This window comes from Streptomyces sp. NBC_01013 (assembly GCF_045162765.1).
Classification (GTDB): Bacteria; Actinomycetota; Actinomycetes; order Streptomycetales; family Streptomycetaceae; genus Streptomyces.
Genome location: NZ_CP108687.1, coordinates 548,948 through 566,306 on the forward strand (window position 1 = coordinate 548,948; position 17,359 = coordinate 566,306).

The 17,359-nt window shown below is 70.4% G+C and carries 14 protein-coding genes; 7 read left to right on the plus strand and 7 right to left on the minus strand.

Going from position 1 to position 17,359, the window contains the following annotated elements; all coding sequences use genetic code 11:
* Nucleotides 1-213 precede the first annotated feature (213 nt).
* Both OG538_RS02380 and OG538_RS02385 read right to left on the minus strand, forming a co-directional pair.
* Nucleotides 214-861 carry a GAP family protein gene (locus tag OG538_RS02380; protein WP_406089629.1) on the minus strand — a complete coding sequence of 216 codons (648 nt, stop codon included), beginning with the start codon at nt 859-861 and terminating at the stop codon, nt 214-216.
* 232 nt (nt 862-1,093) lie between these two features.
* The gene (locus OG538_RS02385; protein ID WP_406089631.1) at nt 1,094-1,807 is read right to left on the minus strand and encodes a (2Fe-2S)-binding protein; all 714 of its coding nucleotides are present in this window, start codon (nt 1,805-1,807) and stop codon (nt 1,094-1,096) included.
* Nucleotides 1,808-2,032: 225 nt separating this feature from the next.
* Between OG538_RS02385 and OG538_RS02390 the strand changes: the two genes are divergently transcribed.
* Nucleotides 2,033-3,349 carry a DMT family transporter gene (locus OG538_RS02390; protein ID WP_406089632.1) on the plus strand — a complete coding sequence of 439 codons (1,317 nt, stop codon included), beginning with the start codon at nt 2,033-2,035 and terminating at the stop codon, nt 3,347-3,349.
* Here the strand turns inward: OG538_RS02390 and OG538_RS02395 are convergent.
* Complete coding sequence (locus OG538_RS02395; RefSeq protein WP_406089634.1) at nt 3,319-4,653, minus strand: transglycosylase family protein; 1,335 nt, start codon at nt 4,651-4,653, stop codon at nt 3,319-3,321. The two genes, OG538_RS02390 and OG538_RS02395, sit on opposite strands and share 31 nt — an antisense overlap.
* A gap of 218 nt (nt 4,654-4,871) precedes the next feature.
* Between OG538_RS02395 and OG538_RS02400 the strand changes: the two genes are divergently transcribed.
* The gene (locus OG538_RS02400; RefSeq protein ID WP_406089636.1) at nt 4,872-5,972 is read left to right on the plus strand and encodes a LacI family DNA-binding transcriptional regulator; all 1,101 of its coding nucleotides are present in this window, start codon (nt 4,872-4,874) and stop codon (nt 5,970-5,972) included.
* Nucleotides 5,973-6,371: 399 nt separating this feature from the next.
* On the opposite strand, the gene OG538_RS02405 is transcribed toward OG538_RS02400, so the two are convergent.
* Nucleotides 6,372-7,730 (minus strand): ROK family protein, encoded by a 1,359-nt coding sequence (locus OG538_RS02405; protein WP_406089638.1) that lies wholly within the window; start codon nt 7,728-7,730, stop codon nt 6,372-6,374.
* A 149-nt stretch (nt 7,731-7,879) separates the two neighbouring features.
* Between OG538_RS02405 and OG538_RS02410 the strand changes: the two genes are divergently transcribed.
* From OG538_RS02410 to OG538_RS02425, 4 genes are read left to right on the plus strand one after another with little or no spacing between them, the layout of a single operon-like run.
* The gene (locus OG538_RS02410; RefSeq protein ID WP_406089640.1) at nt 7,880-9,193 is read left to right on the plus strand and encodes an ABC transporter substrate-binding protein; all 1,314 of its coding nucleotides are present in this window, start codon (nt 7,880-7,882) and stop codon (nt 9,191-9,193) included.
* Between the two features lie 10 nt (nt 9,194-9,203).
* Nucleotides 9,204-10,214 (plus strand): carbohydrate ABC transporter permease, encoded by a 1,011-nt coding sequence (locus OG538_RS02415; RefSeq protein ID WP_406089642.1) that lies wholly within the window; start codon nt 9,204-9,206, stop codon nt 10,212-10,214.
* Nucleotides 10,207-11,115, plus strand: a complete 909-nt coding sequence (locus OG538_RS02420) for a carbohydrate ABC transporter permease (RefSeq protein ID WP_406089644.1) — start codon at nt 10,207-10,209, stop codon at nt 11,113-11,115. Before OG538_RS02415 ends, OG538_RS02420 begins: the two co-directional genes overlap by 8 nt.
* A 20-nt stretch (nt 11,116-11,135) precedes the next feature.
* The gene (locus OG538_RS02425) at nt 11,136-12,494 is read left to right on the plus strand and encodes a GH1 family beta-glucosidase (protein WP_406089646.1); all 1,359 of its coding nucleotides are present in this window, start codon (nt 11,136-11,138) and stop codon (nt 12,492-12,494) included.
* Nucleotides 12,495-12,618: 124 nt separating this feature from the next.
* Here OG538_RS02425 and OG538_RS02430 read toward each other — a convergent pair whose 3' ends face one another.
* Both OG538_RS02430 and OG538_RS02435 read right to left on the minus strand, forming a co-directional pair.
* Entirely contained in the window at nt 12,619-13,212 is a 594-nt protein-coding gene (locus OG538_RS02430) for a TetR/AcrR family transcriptional regulator (protein WP_406089648.1), read from the minus strand.
* Nucleotides 13,213-13,552: 340 nt separating this feature from the next.
* Nucleotides 13,553-14,620 carry a DUF1996 domain-containing protein gene (locus OG538_RS02435; RefSeq protein ID WP_406099957.1) on the minus strand — a complete coding sequence of 356 codons (1,068 nt, stop codon included), beginning with the start codon at nt 14,618-14,620 and terminating at the stop codon, nt 13,553-13,555.
* A 467-nt stretch (nt 14,621-15,087) separates the two neighbouring features.
* Between OG538_RS02435 and gndA the strand changes: the two genes are divergently transcribed.
* Nucleotides 15,088-16,527, plus strand: a complete 1,440-nt coding sequence (gene gndA / locus OG538_RS02440) for an NADP-dependent phosphogluconate dehydrogenase (RefSeq protein WP_406089650.1) — start codon at nt 15,088-15,090, stop codon at nt 16,525-16,527.
* Nucleotides 16,528-16,668: 141 nt separating this feature from the next.
* Here gndA and OG538_RS02445 read toward each other — a convergent pair whose 3' ends face one another.
* Entirely contained in the window at nt 16,669-17,313 is a 645-nt protein-coding gene (locus OG538_RS02445) for an SRPBCC family protein (RefSeq protein WP_406089652.1), read from the minus strand.
* Between the last annotated feature and the right edge of the window lie 46 nt (nt 17,314-17,359).

Genomic DNA, 17,359 nt, shown 5'->3' on the forward strand with positions numbered 1-17,359 from the left:
TGGCGGCTCGTTGCAACACGATGTACAACGTTGGAAGGAAAGGCAGTTGGCATGACAGCACGCCGGATGCAGCGCTGTCCAGGTCCATGACAAGGCCGTCTACGGAACGGAGGGATACCGGAAGAGCCCACGTCAGAGCCCTCGGCACGGCAGCACGGACCGGATCGCCGCGCCGCGTTTCGATGTGCCCTGAAGACTGTCGGGCGCCGGGGCTCAGACGAGTTGGTAAATGCTCTTGGCGACCAGCCACACTCCGGCGAGCAGGGACAACGTGACGATCACCTGGTCCTGATGGCCCTCGGTCCAGTCGCGCAGCGCACCGAGCTCCGCCCGCGCCTTCGCCGGCCGGAACGTCGCGTACAACTCCATCGCGATCAGGCCGCAGGTGGCCAGCAGGCAGAAGGCCACCAGCGCCACGTACGAGGCGAGCGAGGTCAGATGCGCCTGGACGACCGTGGCGGCGCCCGCGGCGACCAGACCCCAGGGCTGCAGAATGAAGCCCAGACCCGCGGCGGTCCAGCCGGAGGCACTGTCCAGTCTCCCCAGCCACTTGGGGGTCCGGTGCGGCCGTTTACCGGCGCCCCGGCGCCGTTTCGACTCCGCGTAGACCACCATGCCCGTGCCCAGCACCAGTTTGAGCGCCAGGGCGGCCGTGGAGGGGGCGCTCCTGGGCGCCGGTGGCTTACCGCCGGTCAGCAGAAGCACCGCGGCCAGCACCAGGACCAGGCAGCCGAGCCACGCCATGATGAACGCAAGGCCCTTCCGGACGCCCCGGGGCGCGGAGAGCAGCAGGATGAACGCGCTGTTGTGCAGGGGCCCCACGTTGATGGCCAGACCGATGATGACGAGGTCAAGAACCATGCGTGGCACCCGTCGCCCTCAGGGTACGGGCACGGAGCCCGGCACCGGTGGTCCTCACGGTGGACTGCTGCATGTCCGGGCTCCTCGTGACAGGGCAGGGATGGGGCGTGGCGGGGACGAACCACCTGCCGTCGACTTCGTAGCCCGTGCGCCGCTCCCCTGCCGCCATACGTGCCGACCGGCTCACGAGAGAAACCCGAAAGGCTCTGCCACGCGCGCTCCGGCGGGCTCCTCACCCCCGGCCGGGGCGCCCCGGCCGTGCGAGGGGGGCCTCGTCGAAGACGCAGTCCCCGCACAGACCACCGCCCGGGACACGGTAGTAGAGGCAGCAGGTACTCCTGCGGAATGCCGGCCCGTGCGGGACGCCCGAGTCGCGCAGATCCGGGTGGTCGAAGAGTTCGGCCGCCAGGACGCGGGTGCGCGCGGCAACGTCAGGCCTGCCGTGGGTACGCGCCCACGCGATCAGCTCGCGTGCGGCTCCCGCCAGAGCGGAGCCGGCGTTGCCCCACAGCAGCCGGGCCGGCACGGGGGTGTCCCTGCGGATCGCCTCGGCGAGCGGTTCGAGGTGGGCGTGCTGGACGGCATCCCGGATCCGGGCGGCCGAGCCCGGGAGCAGCGTGCTTCCGCCGAGCCACAGGTCGTCCGGGGCGGGCCACCGGGGATCCCAGTGAAGATCCTCTGCCGCAAGACCGGGGAGACCGCCGGTGAGGGCTGCCGGGCCCAGAGCGACGGACCACAGGCGCGCGGCAAGGCCGAGATGCGCGATGGAGGCGGCGACGCGTCGTTCGGCCGTCCCGAGCCGCTGCGCGACGGTGTCGATCCGGGCCGCGAGCGAGGCGCCCTCCCCGGCGTACAACCGTGCCAGGGCGAGATGCCCGCCGTCCGGCACCGGGGCCCTCCGCAGCACGAAGAACCCGCCCGGACCTGCCTCTTCGTCCCCGCCCATCGCGCTGTCGCCTCCCGCCCCGTCCTGCCACCTGGTGTGAACCCACGGACACCGAACGTGCCGCGGCTCGCGGTTCACCGTATAGGTGCGGGATGATCGTTCTGACGTCGGCCACAGGGAGGACTACCGTCGGGAGGAGGACACCGGGACCACTCCCGTACTACCAAAGCAGTACGCCGAATCGCCGCCTCAGGGACGACGACGCGGCGGCTTTGAAGGGAGATCGTGGTGTACATGAGTTCCCTCGCGTTGTCCGTGCTGCTGTCACTGATCTCCGCGGTCGCCTACGCGGCCGGGGCGATCGTCCAGGAGCGCGTGGCCACCGCCTCCGACGGAGGCTCACTCGCACCACTGCGCAACCGGGTGTGGTGGGCCGCGGTGACACTCAACGGTGTGGGCGCCCTCCTGCATGTGGTGGCGTTGGCGTACGGCCCGCTGAGCCTCGTGCAGCCGCTGGGCGCCCTGACCATCGTCTTCGCCCTGCCGATGTCCGCCCTCTTCGTGCACCGCAAGGCCGGGGCGACCGCCTGGCGGGGCGCGGTCATGGCGACCGCGGGGCTTGCCGGGCTGCTGGCCCTGACCGGAGGTTCGGAGGCGCGATCCCTGGGCGGGCCGCAGCAACTGATGCTCGCCGTCGTGACGTTCGGCGCGGTCGCCGCGCTCATGCTGGTCGCGAGGGCCATGCGCCGTCCGGTGATGCGCAGCGTGGTCCTGGCCGGCGCCGCGGGTGTCGCCTTCGGCATCTCCTCGGTGTTCACGAAGACCGTGGCGATGCAGTGGACCTCGGGCTCGGTGGGCACGGGGCTCCCGACGCTCCTGGTGATCGCGGCGCTCGCGGGATCCGGACTGCTGCTGTCCCAGTCCGCGTACCGGGGCGCGGGCCTGACCGCCCCGCTGGCCACGGTGACGGTCGTGAACCCCGTGGTGGCCGCCGCGGTGGGCATCACGCTGTTCGGTGAGCAGTTCCGGCACGGCACCGCGGGCACGATGCTCGCCCTCCTCTGCGGCGCCGTGGCGGCCGGTGGGCTGATCATGCTCACCACGGAACGGATGAGCGCGGAGCGCCGCGAGGGCCGGCAGGCGGCGGATCGCGACGACCGCCGGCAGACCGCTGCCCGCGCAGACAGGGCGTCCCGGAGCACCACCGGCGCCGCGCCTTCGCCCGAACCCCAGCACTCCGGCGAGGGCGCGGGGGATTTCGCCGGGCCCGCCGGCTCGCCGGACCCGGCGGGCACACCGATCGACCCGGCGGGCACGCTGCCGCGGCCGGTCCGGTCGACGACACCGACCGCGGTGGTTCTTACCGGACCAGTGGGGCCGACGCAGCCGACGGCGGCCGCAGAAACGTTTCCCGCTCCGCCGGCATTGCCCGTACGGATGCCGCTGGAGCGCCGGGTGGGTCAGGTGGAGTTCGGACCGGGCGCGCGGGCGCACGGCGGCGCCGCGCGCAAGGGCGCGTCGTCCGCTGCGTCCACCGCCTCCGCCGTCGCGGCCGGTGACCGCCCCGGTGTTCAGACCCTGACGCCGCCCGCCCTGAGGTAGGCGAGCGGGTCGATGTCGGAGCCGTAGTCGGGGCCCGTCCGGATCTCGAAATGCAGGTGCGGCCCTGTGACGTTGCCGGTGGAGCCGGAGCGGGCGATGCGCTGCCCTCCGCCGACGTGCTGACCGGAGCGCACCAGTAGCGACGAGAGGTGCGCGTACTGGCTGAACTTGCCGTCGCCGTGCCGGATGACGATCTGGTAGCCGTACGCCCCGCCCCAGCCCGCCGAGACGACGGTGCCGGGCGCCACAGCCTTCACCGATGTGCCGGTGGGTACCGGGAAGTCGACGCCCGTGTGGTATCCACTGGACCATGAGCCGGCCTGGTGATACGGGGTGCCCGTGCCGGCCGCCACCGGGGCGGTGAGCCCGGAGTGCTTCTCCGCCCGCTCGGTCTTCCGGTTCTGCGTCTTGTGGCTTTCGGTCTTGTGGCTTTCGGTCTTCCTGGGCTTCGGTTTCGCCTGCTCGGTCCGCTTCGGCTGCTGCTGCACGGGCCGGGCCGTCTGCTTCTGCTCGGCCTGCGCCGTCCGCTTCGGTGCGGGCGCCGGCTTCTCCTTGGCCCGGGACTCGGGTGCGGTATCCGTCTTCGGCGCGGCGCGGGTGACCGTCCTGGGGGCCCGGGACAGGTCGAGGCTCAGGCGCTGACCCGGGAAGATCAGATCCGGGTCGTCTCCGACCACCTTGCGGTTCGCCGAGTAGAGCCGCTGCCAGCCGCCCTCCAGATTCCGGTCGGCCGCGATCCCGGACAGCGAGTCCCCGCCGGCCACGGTGTACGAGTCGCGCTTGCCCGGCACCGTCGTCGGCGTGGCGGACGCCGACGCCCTCTTCACCTCGGCCCTGGCCGGCTCGGCGGTCCGGGGTCCGGCCTTCCTGGGTGTCGTGACCTCGGCAGTGCGCTCGGTCTGCGGACTGAGGTCCGGTCCGTCACCGCCCCGCGTCAGGCCCGCCTTCCCTGAACAGACCGGCCAGGCGCCGGGGCCCTGCCCCTCCAGGACCTTCTCCGCGATGGCGATCTGCTGGTCCCTGCTGGCCAGGTCCGCGCGTGGCGCGTAGACCGTGCCGCCGTAGGCCGCCCACGTCGACCGGGTGAACTGCAGCCCGCCGAAGTAGCCGTTACCCGTGTTGATGTGCCAGTTGCTGGTCGATTCGCACGCGGCAACCTTGTCCCAGACATCTCCTGCCGCCGCACCGGCCGACGCGGCGGTGAGCAGCGGAAGCGCAATGCCCGCACCGCCCGCCGTGACCGTGAGCGAGGCGCGGTTGATGCGGCTGGGCTGGTATCTGCGGTGCCGTCCGTTCGCGGCCATGATGTGGCTCCCCCACAGGCAGTAGGACACGTCGCAAGCGGTCAACTTATGTGCAGACAGCGGGTGATGACAAGAGCACAGCGAGTTCCGGCCATCGGCGGTCCCGGGCGTGTCGCAGCCTGCCCGGGCCCCTTCCCCTGCACCAGGGCCGCGCCTGTCGGACGACGTCGGGGTCACGGACGGGGAGAGCGCTCTCCCTTGATGCTATAAATGCGCTCATGACGGATGACCTGCGACCGGTCGGTGCACCCACCCTTGAGGACGTGGCGAGGGCGGCCGGTGTCTCCCGCGCCACCGTTTCCCGGGTGGTCAACGGCGTACGGAACGTCGACCCGGTAATCCAGGAGGCCGTGCGCCGAGCGGTCGATCTCACCGGCTACGCGCCCAACCGGGCGGCGCGCTCCCTGGTGACCCGGCGCACCGACGCCATCGCCCTGGTGGTTTCCGGCGCCGGCGTCGAACCCGAGCCTGCCGACCCGCTGGGGGCGACCGGCGCGGAGGCGGCCGATCCGGACAACGGATCGTCCTTCACCGCGCAGGTCTTCGCCGACCCGTTCTTCGGCCGGGTCGTGACCGGAGTGGTCAACCATCTGCGGCCCCGCGGTATGCACCCGGTCCTGATGTTCGCGGAGACGTCACGGGCCCGCGAGGAAGTGGTCTCGTTCCTGCGCCAGGGCAGTGCGGACGGCGCCCTGATCGTCTCGACACACGCGGAGGACCCCCTGCCCGGTCTGCTCGCGGATGCCGGCCTGCCCGCCGTGCTGTACGCCCGGCCCGCCCGGCCGGTGCCGATCAGCTATGTGGACCTCGCACACCGCGACGGGGCACGGCTGGCCGCCGAACACCTGCTGGCACGAGGCTGCCGCCGCGTCGCGACCATCACCGGACCGCTGAACGTACCGGCGGGCCAGGAGCGGCTGGCCGGTTTCCGCGACGCTCTGGCGAGTCGCGGGCATTCCTACATCCCGATCGCCGAGGGACGGTTCACCCAGGAGAGCGGCGAGGCCGCGATGGAGTGGCTGCTGGCCGAACACCCGGATCTGGACGGACTGTTCGTGGCGAACGACGTGATGGCGATGGGCGCCTGTCACGTCCTGCGGGAACACGGGAAGCGGGTGCCGGAAGACGTCGCGGTCATCGGGTTCGACGACAGCAGCGCGGCGTCCGCCTGCCGCCCGCCGCTGACCACGGTCCGTCAGCCGGTGGAGGCGATGGCCGCGGAGATGGCCCGGCTGCTGATCGACCGGCTGTCGAGCCCGGACAGAGCGGCGTCATCCGTGATCTTCGAACCGTCGCTGGTGGTACGGGAGTCGGCCTGACCCGCCGCCACGCTTTGTCCGGAACACGCCCGGGCAAGACCCGTGTCGGAGGCTTTCGGCCCGGGGCGTGACCTGGCCGGCCGAGTGGCAGCGGATGCCCCGCTCGTCGCCCTCGCTATGCGGCGAGCGGGGCTCCTGCGACCCTTCCCCTGATCGCGTCCGGGCGGGGACAACCGGCGCCTCCGCCTCACCTCGTCGCGTCCGGCGCCGTCCGCGCACGCTGCCTGCTCCGTACCGCGTCGACGGCAGTCCGGAAGCCGGTTCTCCGGCCGGGGACAACCGGTAGTCGCGTCTCACCTCGTCGCGTCCGGCGCCGTCCGCGCACGTTCCCTGCTCCGTACCGCGTCGACGGCAGTCCGGAAGCCGGTTCTCCGGCCGGGGACAACCGGTAGTCGCGTCTCACCTCGTCGCGTCCGGCGCCGTCCGCGCACGTTCCCTGCTCCGTACCGCGTCGGCGGCAGTCCGGAAGCCGGTCCCCGCAGAGGCGGGCTGTTGTCGGGGGGACGGGCGGCTTCCACCCCTGGCGAGGAAGGCGGACAGCGGGAGCGTCGCGGCGCCGACCGTCACCGCGTCGGGGCCGAGGCGTCCCAGCTCGATCGTGGTGCGGGCAGCGGCATGGCGGAGCGCGTACTCCTGTGCGTAGCGGCGGATGTCGGGCAGGAGATGCGGTCCGATCAGCAGACCCGCCCACCCACCGAGGAGAATGCGCTCGGGCAGGAAGAGGTTGATCAGGTCGCCCAGCGCCGCGCCCAGGCATGCGGCGGTCTCGTCGAGCACGGCGACCGCCACCGGGTCGGGCTCGCCACCGGGGCCGGGGTACGCGGCGGCGAGCAGCGCGGCGATCGCGGTCTCGTCGTCGGCGTCGGCGGGCAGCGGGCTGCCCGCCTCGTGCCAGCGCTCACGCATGGCCTCGGCACCCGCGTACGCCTCCAGGCAGCCGATCGAACCGCACCGGCAGCGCCGGCCGCGCAACTGCACGGTGGTGTGGCCCCATTCGAGGGCCATACTGCTGCGGTCCTCGTCGAGCAGGCCGCCGTGGTTGACGCACGCTCCGACGCCGGAGCCGATGAGGGCGATGGCCGAGGCCCCCGCGCCGCGACCACCGCCGAACCACATCTCGGCCTGGCCGAGCGTCTTGGCACCGTTGTCGATGAAGAAGGGCACCTCCGGCGGGACGCGGACGGCGTCGCGGAGCAGCCGCTCGAAGGGAACGGCGCTCCAGCCGATGGTCTGGCCGTGGACGACGGACCCCACGTCGCCGACCTCACCCTCCGGTGCATGGCGCTCGATGATTCCGGGGACGCCGATACCGATGCCGAGGAGCCGGTGCGGATCGGCGTTGGCATCCCGCAGCACGTCGGCCACCCCGCTGCGGACATGGCCGACGATCCGGTCGACGTCGTAGCCGTGCTGGGCCAACAGGCGTTCGGTACGGGCGAGTTCGGTGAGGGAGAGATCGAGGAGCTCGACCCTTATCCGCGTCTCTCCGATGTCGACGCCGATGAGGAGGCCGCCCGCGGGAGCCACGCGCAGCAGTGTGCGGGGACGGCCGCCGTCGGAATCGACGACTCCGGCCTCCTCCAGGAGACCCTCCGCGGCGAGTTCCGCGACGACGTTGCTGATGGAACCTGAACTCAGTCCTGTCGCGGGGCCGAGCTCCTGACGGCTCAGCGGGCCGTCGAAATACAACCGTTGCAATACCCTCGCCCGGTTGCCCCGGCGCAGGTCACGCACGGTCCGTCTGTCGCGCTCAGCCATGTGGCTCCTTCCCATCCCGCAAGATACCGCGACCTCGGGACTTGACGCGAACTTCACTCACCTCTTAAATCACGTCATAAATTAAGTCCTGAAGGCCGTTCGGTTCTTGAAGGAAAACGGCCTTCCTCCCCGGAAAGGGGCCATCCCGCATGCGCACCATCAGAGCCGCAGCAGCCGCCACCCTCGCGATCTCCATCGCGGCCGGAGTCACCGGCTGCGGAGGCGGTTCGTCCGCGAGCGGCGGCAGCAACGATTCGCCCAGGACCCTCACGTACTGGGCCTCCAACCAGGGCCCCAGCATCGAGGCCGACAAGAAGGTCCTGACCCCCGAGCTCAAGAAGTTCGAGGAGCAGACCGGCATCAAGGTCAAGCTCGAAGTCGTCCCCTGGGCCGACCTGCTCAACCGGATCCTCGCGGCCACCACGTCGGGCCAGGGCCCGGACGTCCTGAACATCGGCAACACCTGGTCGGCCTCGCTCCAGGCGACGGGAGCACTGCTGCCCTGGGACAAGGCGAACTTCGACGCGATCGGCGGCCGGGACCGCTTCGTCGACTCGGCGGTCGCCTCGGCCGGCGCGCAGGGCAAGGACCCTTCCGCGGTCCCCTTGTACTCGCTCGCGTACGCCCTCTACTACAACAAGAAGAGCTTCGCCGACGCAGGGATCAGCAAGCCCCCGGCCACCTGGGACGAACTGGTCGAGGCCGGCAAGAAGCTCTCCAAGGACGGCAAGTGGGGCCTGGGCGCAGAGGGCGCCAACCTCTCCAACAACATCCACCAGACCTTCGTCCTGGCACAGCAGCACGGCGCGGACTTCTTCGACGCCGCCGGCAAGCCGACGTTCACGTCCGACGGGGCCGTCGCGGCCGTGAAGCAGTACATCGACTTCATGGCCAAGGACAAGATCGTCGCGCCGGGCAACGCCGAATACGCCCAGAACCAGTCCCTGACGGACTTCGCCAAGGGCAGGACCGCGATGGTGCTGTGGCAGGCCGCCGCCTCGACGTTCGCCTCCCAGGGAATGAAGCCGGAGGACTGGGGCGCTGCCCCCGTGCCCGTCGCGTCCGGCACTCCCGGCCAGGGCAAGAACGTCAACTCGATGGTCGCCGGCATCAACATGGCGGTGTTCAAGAACACCAAGAACATCGACGGCGCCAAGAAGTTCGTGAAGTTCATGACGAGCGACGCCGAGCAGAAGCTGCTCAACAAGACCTACGGGTCCATCCCGCCGGTCAAGACCGCTCAGGCCGACGCCGCGTTCTCGGCGCCCGACCTCGCCGTCCTGCGTGACACGCTGGCCAAGAGCGCGGCCCCGCTGCCGCAGGTGCCCAACGAGTCGCAGTTCGAGACGGCCGTCGGCACTGCCGTCAAGGAACTGTGGGCCGATGCCGCGGCCGGACGCCCCGTGACCACCGAATCCGTCAAGGCGCGCCTCGAAAAGGCCCAGCAGACGATGCAGCAGTAAGGCACCTTCCATGACCGCGACCGTGACCACCGACAGCCGTACGGAAAAGTCGGACAGGGTGACGAGCCGGGGCACCGGGGGTGCGCGCAGGCGACTGCCGCGCATCCCCGGCCGGATCCGTCAGGGCGGACTGCCCTATCTCCTGCTCCTGCCGGCCGTCCTGCTCGAACTCCTCATCCACGTGATTCCGATGATCATCGGCATCGTGATGAGCTTCCGCCGGCTCACACAGTTCTTCATCGGCAACTGGGGAGGGGCGCCCTGGACCGGCTTCGACAACTACAAGATCGCGATCGACATCAACGCCCCGATCGGCGAGGCGCTGCTCCACTCGTTCCTCGTCACCTGTGTCTTCACGTTCTTCGCCGTCGGCCTGGCCTGGCTGTTCGGTGTCGCGGCGGCGATCATGCTCCAGGAGAACTTCCGCGGCCGCGGATTCCTCCGCGCGATCTTTCTCCTCCCGTACGCCCTGCCGGTCTACGCGGCCGTCATCACCTGGGCGTTCATGTTCCAGCGGGACAACGGCCTGATCAACCACGTGCTCCACGACCAGCTGGGGCTGACCGACCAGCCGTCCTTCTGGCTGATCGGTGACAACAGCATCTACGCGCTGATCGTCGTCTCGGTCTGGAAGGGCTGGCCCTTCGCCTTCCTCATCGTGATGGCGGGGCTGCAGAACATCCCGCGCGAGCTGTACGAAGCCTCCGCGATCGACGGCGCCGGCATCTGGCAGCAGATCCGCACGATCACACTGCCGTCGCTGCGCCCGGTCAACCAGGTCCTGGTGCTCGTGCTGTTCCTCTGGACGTTCAACGACTTCAACACCCCGTACGTGCTGTTCGGCAAGGCGGCGCCGGAGAGCGCGGACCTCATCTCCATCCACATCTACCAGTCGTCGTTCGTCACCTGGAACTTCGGCACCGGATCCGCGATGTCCGTGCTCCTGCTGCTGTTCCTCCTGGTCGTGACGGCCGTCTATCTGCTCATCACCTCACGCGGGAGAAAGGGTGCCGATGCCTAGCCATGCCCAGCCGGCCGCACGGACGAGAGCGGCGAGGACGAGATCACGGTCCCGGTCGCCCATGGCCGCGCCGCAGTCCTTCCTCTGGACCCGCCGCATCATCCTGGCCTTGCTGACGGCCTTCGTCCTGCTGCCCGTGTACGTGATGGTCAGCAGCTCGCTCAAGCCGCTCCAGGACGTCTCGGGGAAGTTCCACTGGATCCCGTCCGGGCTGACCGTCAAGCCGTACATCGATATCTGGGACACCGTCCCGCTCGCCCGGTACTTCGTCAACTCGCTGGTGGTGGCGGGCGCGGCGACGGTCCTGTCGGTGATCATCGCGGTGTTCTCCGCGTATGCCGTCAGCCGCTACACGTTCCGCGGCAAGCGCGTCTTCACCATCACGGTGCTCTCCACCCAGATGTTCCCCGGCATCCTGTTCCTGCTCCCGCTGTTCCTCATCTTCGTCAACATCGGGAACAGCACCGGCATCGCGCTGTACGGCTCGCGCGGCGGGCTGATCCTCACGTACCTGACGTTCTCGCTGCCGTTCTCCATCTGGATGCTCATCGGCTACTTCGACTCGATCCCCAAGGACCTGGACGAGGCCGCACTCGTCGACGGCTGCGGACCGCTCGGCGCCCTGTTCCGGGTCGTCGTGCCGGCGGCCGTGCCGGGCATCGTCGCCGTCGCCGTCTACGCGTTCATGACCGCCTGGGGCGAGGTCCTCTTCGCCTCCGTCATGACCAACGACACCACCCGCACACTCGCCGTCGGCCTCCAGGGCTACGCCACGCAGAACGACGTGTACTGGAACCAGGTCATGGCCGCCTCGCTCGTCGTCAGCGTGCCGATCGTCGCCGGGTTCCTGCTCCTCCAGCGCTACCTCGTGGCCGGCCTCACGGCGGGAGCCGTCAAGTGACCGCTCCGGAAAGGAATTCCGTGTACGCCCTCAGCTCCCTCCCGGCCGATTTCACCTGGGGCGTCGCGACTGCCGCGTACCAGATCGAGGGAGCCGTGGCCGAGGACGGCCGCTCGCCGTCGATCTGGGACACCTTCTCCCACACCCCGGGCAAGGTGGCCGGTGGCGACACCGGGGACGTCGCCTGCGACCACTACCACCGTGTCCCGCAGGACATCGCCCTGATCAAGGAGGTGGGTGCGGGCGCGTACCGCTTCTCGCTCGCCTGGCCACGGATCGTCCCGGGCGGTGACGGCCCGGTCAACGAAGCCGGTCTGGACTTCTACGACCGGCTGGTGGACGGCCTTCTGGACGCCGGGATCACCCCGTTCGCCACGCTCTACCACTGGGACCTCCCGCAGGCGCTCCAGGACCGGGGCGGCTGGACGGTCCGCGAGACCGCCGAGCACTTCGCCGCGTACACCTCGGTCGTCGTGGACCGCCTCGGGGACCGCGTCAAGGACTGGGCGACCCTCAACGAGCCGCTCTGTTCGGCCTGGATCGGCCATCTGGAGGGCACCATGGCGCCGGGTCTCACCGACCTGACCGCCGCCGTCCGGGCCTCGTACCACCTGCACCTCGGACACGGTCTCGCCGTGCAGGCGATACGGACCGCGTACCCGGACGCCCGCGTCGGCATCGTCAACAACCTCAGCCCGGTGGAAGCCGCCACCGACCGTGCGGCGGACCGGGAGGCAGCGGTACGCGGTGACGGTCACACCAACCGCTGGTGGCTCGACCCGATCCTCGGGCGCGGCTACCCGCAGGACATGGTCGACCTGTACGGAGTAGAACTCCCGGTACATGAAGGCGACATGGACCTCATCGCGGCGCCGCTCGACTGGATGGGCGTGAACTACTACTTCCGCCAGGTCGTCACCGCCGACGCGACCGGCCCCGTTCCCCACGCCAAGCCGGTCTATCTGCCCGGCTCCCGCCACACCCACATGGACTGGGAGGTACACGCGCAGGGTCTGGAACAACTGCTCCTGCGCCTCACCGGGGAATACGGCGTGCGGCGCATCTACGTCACCGAGAACGGCGCGGCGTACCAGGACGTCGTCCTCGCCGACGGATCGGTGCACGACCCGGAACGCACCCGGTACTTGGAGGAACACCTCGCCGCCTGCGCACGTGCCGTCCGCAAGGGCGCCCCGCTCGCCGGCTACTTCGCCTGGTCACTGCTGGACAACTTCGAGTGGGCATACGGCTACGACAAGCGGTTCGGCCTGGTCCACGTCGACTACGCGACGCAGCGCCGTACCGTCAAGAGCAGCGGCCGGCGCTACGCCGAGCTGATCCGGGAAGCGGCGACAGGCCGCTCGCACAAGACCGCCTGACTCTCCGCGGGGCGCGAGCGCCCACCTCAGCAGCCTCCGGCCGCGACGGATGACCGCCGCCGCCGGAGGTTTCGCGCTGCCCGGGAATCCCCTCTGCCGGAGGTCCCACGCCTTCCGTACGGCATCACACGCCCCGTGCGCCCCCACCGGTCGCCGACGGCCAGTTCGCCAGCAGGAAGTGCAACGCCTCGACGGCACGCTCCCAGGACGTCTGCACGGCGCGCGGCGCACCGAATCCGCCGTCGGCCTCCAGGGCGGTGAACCCGTGGAACGTGCTGCGCAGCAGGCGTACCGCGTCCGTGAGGTCGGGTTCGGTGAGGCCGTACGCGCGCAGCATCGACGAGGTGGTCTCGATGGTCCGGTGGTACGCGGGGGCTTCGGCGACGACGGCGGGGTCGACCCGCATCCGCGTCGCCTCGTACCGGCCCGGGCACTCCAGCGCGAAGGAACGGTAGGCGTCGGCGAACGCGATCAGGGCGTCCCGCCCGGCGCGGCCCGCCACGGCGGCCTCGATCCGGTCGATGAACTCCCCCGCGGCCAGCAGCGCGACCCGGGTGCGCAGGTCGTGGAGGTTCTTGACGTGGGAGTACAGGCTGGCGTCCTTGACGCCGAAGCCGCGGGCCAGCGCGGAGATGGTGACCTTGTCGAAGCCGATCGAGTCGGCCAGGTCGGCAGCCGCCGTCACGACCCGGTCGGTCGTGAGCCCCGCGCGAACCATCTCCGCCCCCACCATGTGCAGCCTGAGGGCTGTCCCGCGATCCCCGGCGGGCGCACGACACCGGCTACGGCACCTCGCCGCGTTGTCGGAACGCCCGGACATGTCAGTATGCCAACGTCCCTCCGCGTCGCGATGCACCGCATCCGACGCCGCGCGCCGATCCACCAGGAATTGCGGGTTCAGCCCTCAGGACCTCTGGCTTTTCTCCGAATATACACAGGCGGACGGCCGGGCCGAGAACGCACCGGACCCGCGGTGGCCACGTCGGACGGTGGCCCCCGCGGGCTCGTACACCGTGCCGACGGCGGGGACCGGGACGGCACGTTTTCCCCCCTCCGGGTCAGGGGAGTTCGTAGTTCCCGTCGAGCGCGGCGCCGCGGTCCGGATTCGTCTGGTCGTAGCCACGCGCGTCGCACTGGAGGCCACCGATGATGCAGTGGTCGACCAGGGCGTCGAGCGTGGCGTCGTCCCAGGCGTTGAAGAAGTCGTAGTGGAAGCTGTGGCCGGTACCGCTTGCCAGCCTGACCTTCGACATGTCGCCATTGACCGGCCAGGCCATCTTGAACTCGATCATCGGCAGTGCGACCGGGTGGGAAGCCGGGCAGACGTTCTGATTGGCGCCCTGGGCCTGCGGATACGCCATGTGCGCCTGGTGGTCGGGGGTGTCGAGGTGGAGACCGTCCCAGCAACTCGGCGCCTGCATACGGATGTTGAGCTGGACGTCACGGTCGGTCGGGCAGTACGCGGGGAATTCGACGTTGTGGTACTGGTTCTGGCACTCCCAGCCCTCGACCATGCCCGGGTGGTCGCGGAACTGCTCGGCGGTCTGCATCGGGCTGCCGACGACGAACCGCAGCCCCTTCGGGAACGGGCGCACGCTGGTGTAGTCGGTGACCCCCGCCTTGTAGTAGATGGTCTGCGGCCCGACGGGGCGGACCTCCTGGTCGCCGTTGTAGAGGGTCGGCATCCAGTACGCGGACAGATCACCCGGCGCCTTGCAGGCGGTGCCGCCCGCGCCCAGGGACGCGGTGGTGCTGGCGGCGTTCGTGGTGTCGTTCCCCATGAACGTGTGGTTGTGCGACTTGCCGGCCTGACCGGGGAAGACGATCGGGTCGTCGGGCGCGGTGTGGCTGACCGAGCAGTTCGCCTGGAACTCGTGGAAGTAGCGGTGCGCAGGCAGGTCGGTGGACGGCTCGACACCGGTGACCGGCGGGTTCGCCGGTATGTAGCCGTCACCGTCGGGGTCGTCACCGAAGGGCACCGCCTTCGCCGCCATCGCGTGCCCCTGCATCGCGTGGGTCACCGCGGCGGGCTGTGCGGCCGTGCGCGGCGCGGCGTCGGCCCGGCCGGCGTCCGTGATCGCGTTGAATCCCGCGACCACGAGGGCCAGGGACGCGACGAACGCCATCAGGGACAGCAGCCTCGCCTTGCCGAGGGCTGTGGGACGGGGTCGTCGCGGGCAGGTTCTTGTCACCATACGTACCTCCATGCCGCTCTGCGTCCGCACACATCGGGTGTGCGGAGTGGGGAGAGAGTGGTGCTGGACGGTGCAACCGGGGAGCGCCCCTTCGTGGACGCGAGCCGAGCCCGGTCCCGGCGGGAGAGCGCTCTCCCAGGCGTTGTCAGTGTTGCGCCGCCGCTGATGAGGTGTCAAGACTTGATGAACAACAGCCGTACGGAGACCCGTTGGCGTTCGGGTACGGAACACGCCGGGCCGGGGCCTGTCGGGCGGACCCGGCGGGCGGCGGACCGTGCGCCATCCGGCCGCTGAACAGGCCGTCCCCCGCCCTCGTATCCATACTGGACATCGCGGCACCCCGGACCCCGCGGGCCCGTCCCTCCACCGTCTCCCCGACAGATTGCAGGAGCAGACAGATGAGCGGCACTGCGCAGATCGGCGTCACCGGACTCGCGGTGATGGGCCGCAACCTGGCCCGCAACTTCGCCCGTAACGGCTACACGGTCGCGGTGCACAACCGCACGACCGCGAAGACGGATTCCCTGGTCGCGGAGTTCGGTGACGAAGGGACCTTCGTGGCCGCACGCACACCCGAGGAGTTCGTCGCGGCACTGGAACGCCCGCGCCGCCTGGTCGTCATGGTGAAGGCGGGTGAGCCGACGGACGCCGTCATCCAGGAGTTCGCCCCCCTGCTGGACGAGGGCGATGTCATCATCGACGGTGGCAACGCCCACTTCGAGGACACCCGTCGCCGCGAGAACGAGCTGCGCGAGCGCGGCATCCACTTCGTCGGCGCAGGCATCTCAGGTGGCGAGGAGGGCGCACTGAACGGGCCCAGCATCATGCCGGGCGGTTCGGCCGAGTCGTACGAGTCACTGGGGCCGATGCTGGAGAAGATCGCGGCGAAGGCGAAGGACGGGTCGCCCTGCACCACGCACATCGGGCCGGACGGTGCCGGACACTTCGTGAAGATGACGCACAACGGCATCGAGTACGCGGACATGCAGCTCATCGGCGAGGCGTACCAGTTGCTCCGCGACGTGGCCGGCTACTCCCCCGCGCAGATCGCGGACATCTTCCGCACCTGGAACACCGGGCGCCTGGACTCCTATCTCATCGAGATCACCGCAGAAGTGCTCTCGCACTTCGATGCGGCGACCGGCAAGCCCTTCGTGGACATCGTGCTCGACCAGGCGGAGCAGAAGGGCACCGGCCGCTGGACCGTTCAGATCGCCCTCGACCTCGGCGTGCCCGTCTCAGGCATCGCCGAGGCCGTGTTCGCCCGCTCCGTCTCCGGCCACGCCGGGCTCCGGGACGCCTCACGCCACCTCGCCGGACCCACCGCCCGCAAGCTCGGTGAGGACGAGGCGGCGGCCTTCGCCGACCAGGTGGAGCAGGCCCTGTACGCCTCGAAGATCGTCGCCTACACCCAGGGCTTTCACGAGATCGCGGCCGGCAGCGAGCAGTACGACTGGAGCATCGACCTCGGCAGGATCGCCGCGATCTGGCGCGGCGGCTGCATCATCCGGGCCGCCTTCCTCGACAGAATCACCAGTGCCTACGAAGCCCAGCCCCAGCTGCCGAGCCTCCTCGCCGACAAGAGCTTCGCCGAGGAGATCGCCGCGGCACAGGACGACTGGCGCACCGTGATCGCCACCGCCGTCACCCAGGGCGTCCCCACCCCCGCCTTCGCCGCCACGCTCGCCTACTACGACTCCCTGCGCGCCGCGCGCCTCCCCGCCGCCCTCACCCAGGGGCAGCGTGACTACTTCGGCGCACATACCTACCACCGCATCGACCGCGACGGTGTCTTCCACACCCTCTGGGGCGGCGACAGGACCGAAACGGAAAGCTGACCGCCGCCGCAGGAGCCGACGGCCGGGCGGATCGCCCGGGACACGGTCGCGGAGGGTGCGGGCGTCGGAGGCGACGGACGGCCCGTCTCCGCGGACCGGCCCCGGGGCCGAGGTCCGGGGCCGGGGTGGGCCCGCGGGGACTCACCCGCGCGAGCGCCGCCTCAGCATCCGGATCACCACCACCGCGACCAGCACGGCCGCCGTGGGCGCCGCAGCCTTCCTGAGCAGCACGGGCAGCGCCGCCGCACCGAGGTCGATGGCCTCCGGCTCGGGGGCGAGCCGGCCACGGAGGGTTCCCGCCGGGCCGCTCGTGGACGCCGCGGACGCCGCGGACGCCACAGGGCCGGCCTCCCGCAACAACTCCTCCAGCCGGGTGGCGAACTGCTGGACGATGCGGTCGCCGACCTCGGCCATGATGCCCCGGCCGAACTGCGCCGGGCGCCCGGTGATGTCGAGGTCCGTGCGGACGCGTACCACCGTGCCGGCGGGAGTGGCGCTCAGCGTCGCCGTGACCGTGGCAGCGGCGGTACCCGCCCCGCGCGTCTCGCTACCGCTGAGGTCGAGCAACATCGAACGGGCGGATTCGTCGCGGGTGACCGTTCCCTCGCCGCGGTAACTCATCTGGACCGCACCGACCTTGACCTTGACGCGGCCGGTGAAGCAGTCACCGTCGAGGGTGTCCAGCACGGCGCCGGGCATGCAGGGCGCGACCCGGTCGAGGTCCTGGAAGAGCCCCCAGGCGTCGTCGAGACGGGCAGGGACGGTGAAGGAGTGGTCGAGCTGCATGGGTGTCCAATCAGGGGGCGGCCGGCCGTGGATGCGAAACCGGTTC

What these genes read in the sequence shown, in the direction of transcription:
- OG538_RS02405 (WP_406089638.1), bottom strand. Translation starts at nt 7,730, where the DNA reads ATGGCTGAGCGCGACAGACGGACCGTGCGTGACCTGCGCCGGGGCAAC.
- OG538_RS02400 (WP_406089636.1), top strand. Translation starts at nt 4,872, where the DNA reads ATGACGGATGACCTGCGACCGGTCGGTGCACCCACCCTTGAGGACGTG.
- OG538_RS02385 (WP_406089631.1), bottom strand. Translation starts at nt 1,807, where the DNA reads ATGGGCGGGGACGAAGAGGCAGGTCCGGGCGGGTTCTTCGTGCTGCGG.
- OG538_RS02445 (WP_406089652.1), bottom strand. Translation starts at nt 17,313, where the DNA reads ATGCAGCTCGACCACTCCTTCACCGTCCCTGCCCGTCTCGACGACGCC.
- OG538_RS02430 (WP_406089648.1), bottom strand. Translation starts at nt 13,212, where the DNA reads ATGGTTCGCGCGGGGCTCACGACCGACCGGGTCGTGACGGCGGCTGCC.
- gndA (WP_406089650.1), top strand. Translation starts at nt 15,088, where the DNA reads ATGAGCGGCACTGCGCAGATCGGCGTCACCGGACTCGCGGTGATGGGC.
- OG538_RS02380 (WP_406089629.1), bottom strand. Translation starts at nt 861, where the DNA reads ATGGTTCTTGACCTCGTCATCATCGGTCTGGCCATCAACGTGGGGCCC.
- OG538_RS02420 (WP_406089644.1), top strand. Translation starts at nt 10,207, where the DNA reads ATGCCTAGCCATGCCCAGCCGGCCGCACGGACGAGAGCGGCGAGGACG.
- OG538_RS02410 (WP_406089640.1), top strand. Translation starts at nt 7,880, where the DNA reads ATGCGCACCATCAGAGCCGCAGCAGCCGCCACCCTCGCGATCTCCATC.
- OG538_RS02395 (WP_406089634.1), bottom strand. Translation starts at nt 4,653, where the DNA reads ATGGCCGCGAACGGACGGCACCGCAGATACCAGCCCAGCCGCATCAAC.
- OG538_RS02435 (WP_406099957.1), bottom strand. Translation starts at nt 14,620, where the DNA reads ATGGCGTTCGTCGCGTCCCTGGCCCTCGTGGTCGCGGGATTCAACGCG.
- OG538_RS02415 (WP_406089642.1), top strand. Translation starts at nt 9,204, where the DNA reads ATGACCGCGACCGTGACCACCGACAGCCGTACGGAAAAGTCGGACAGG.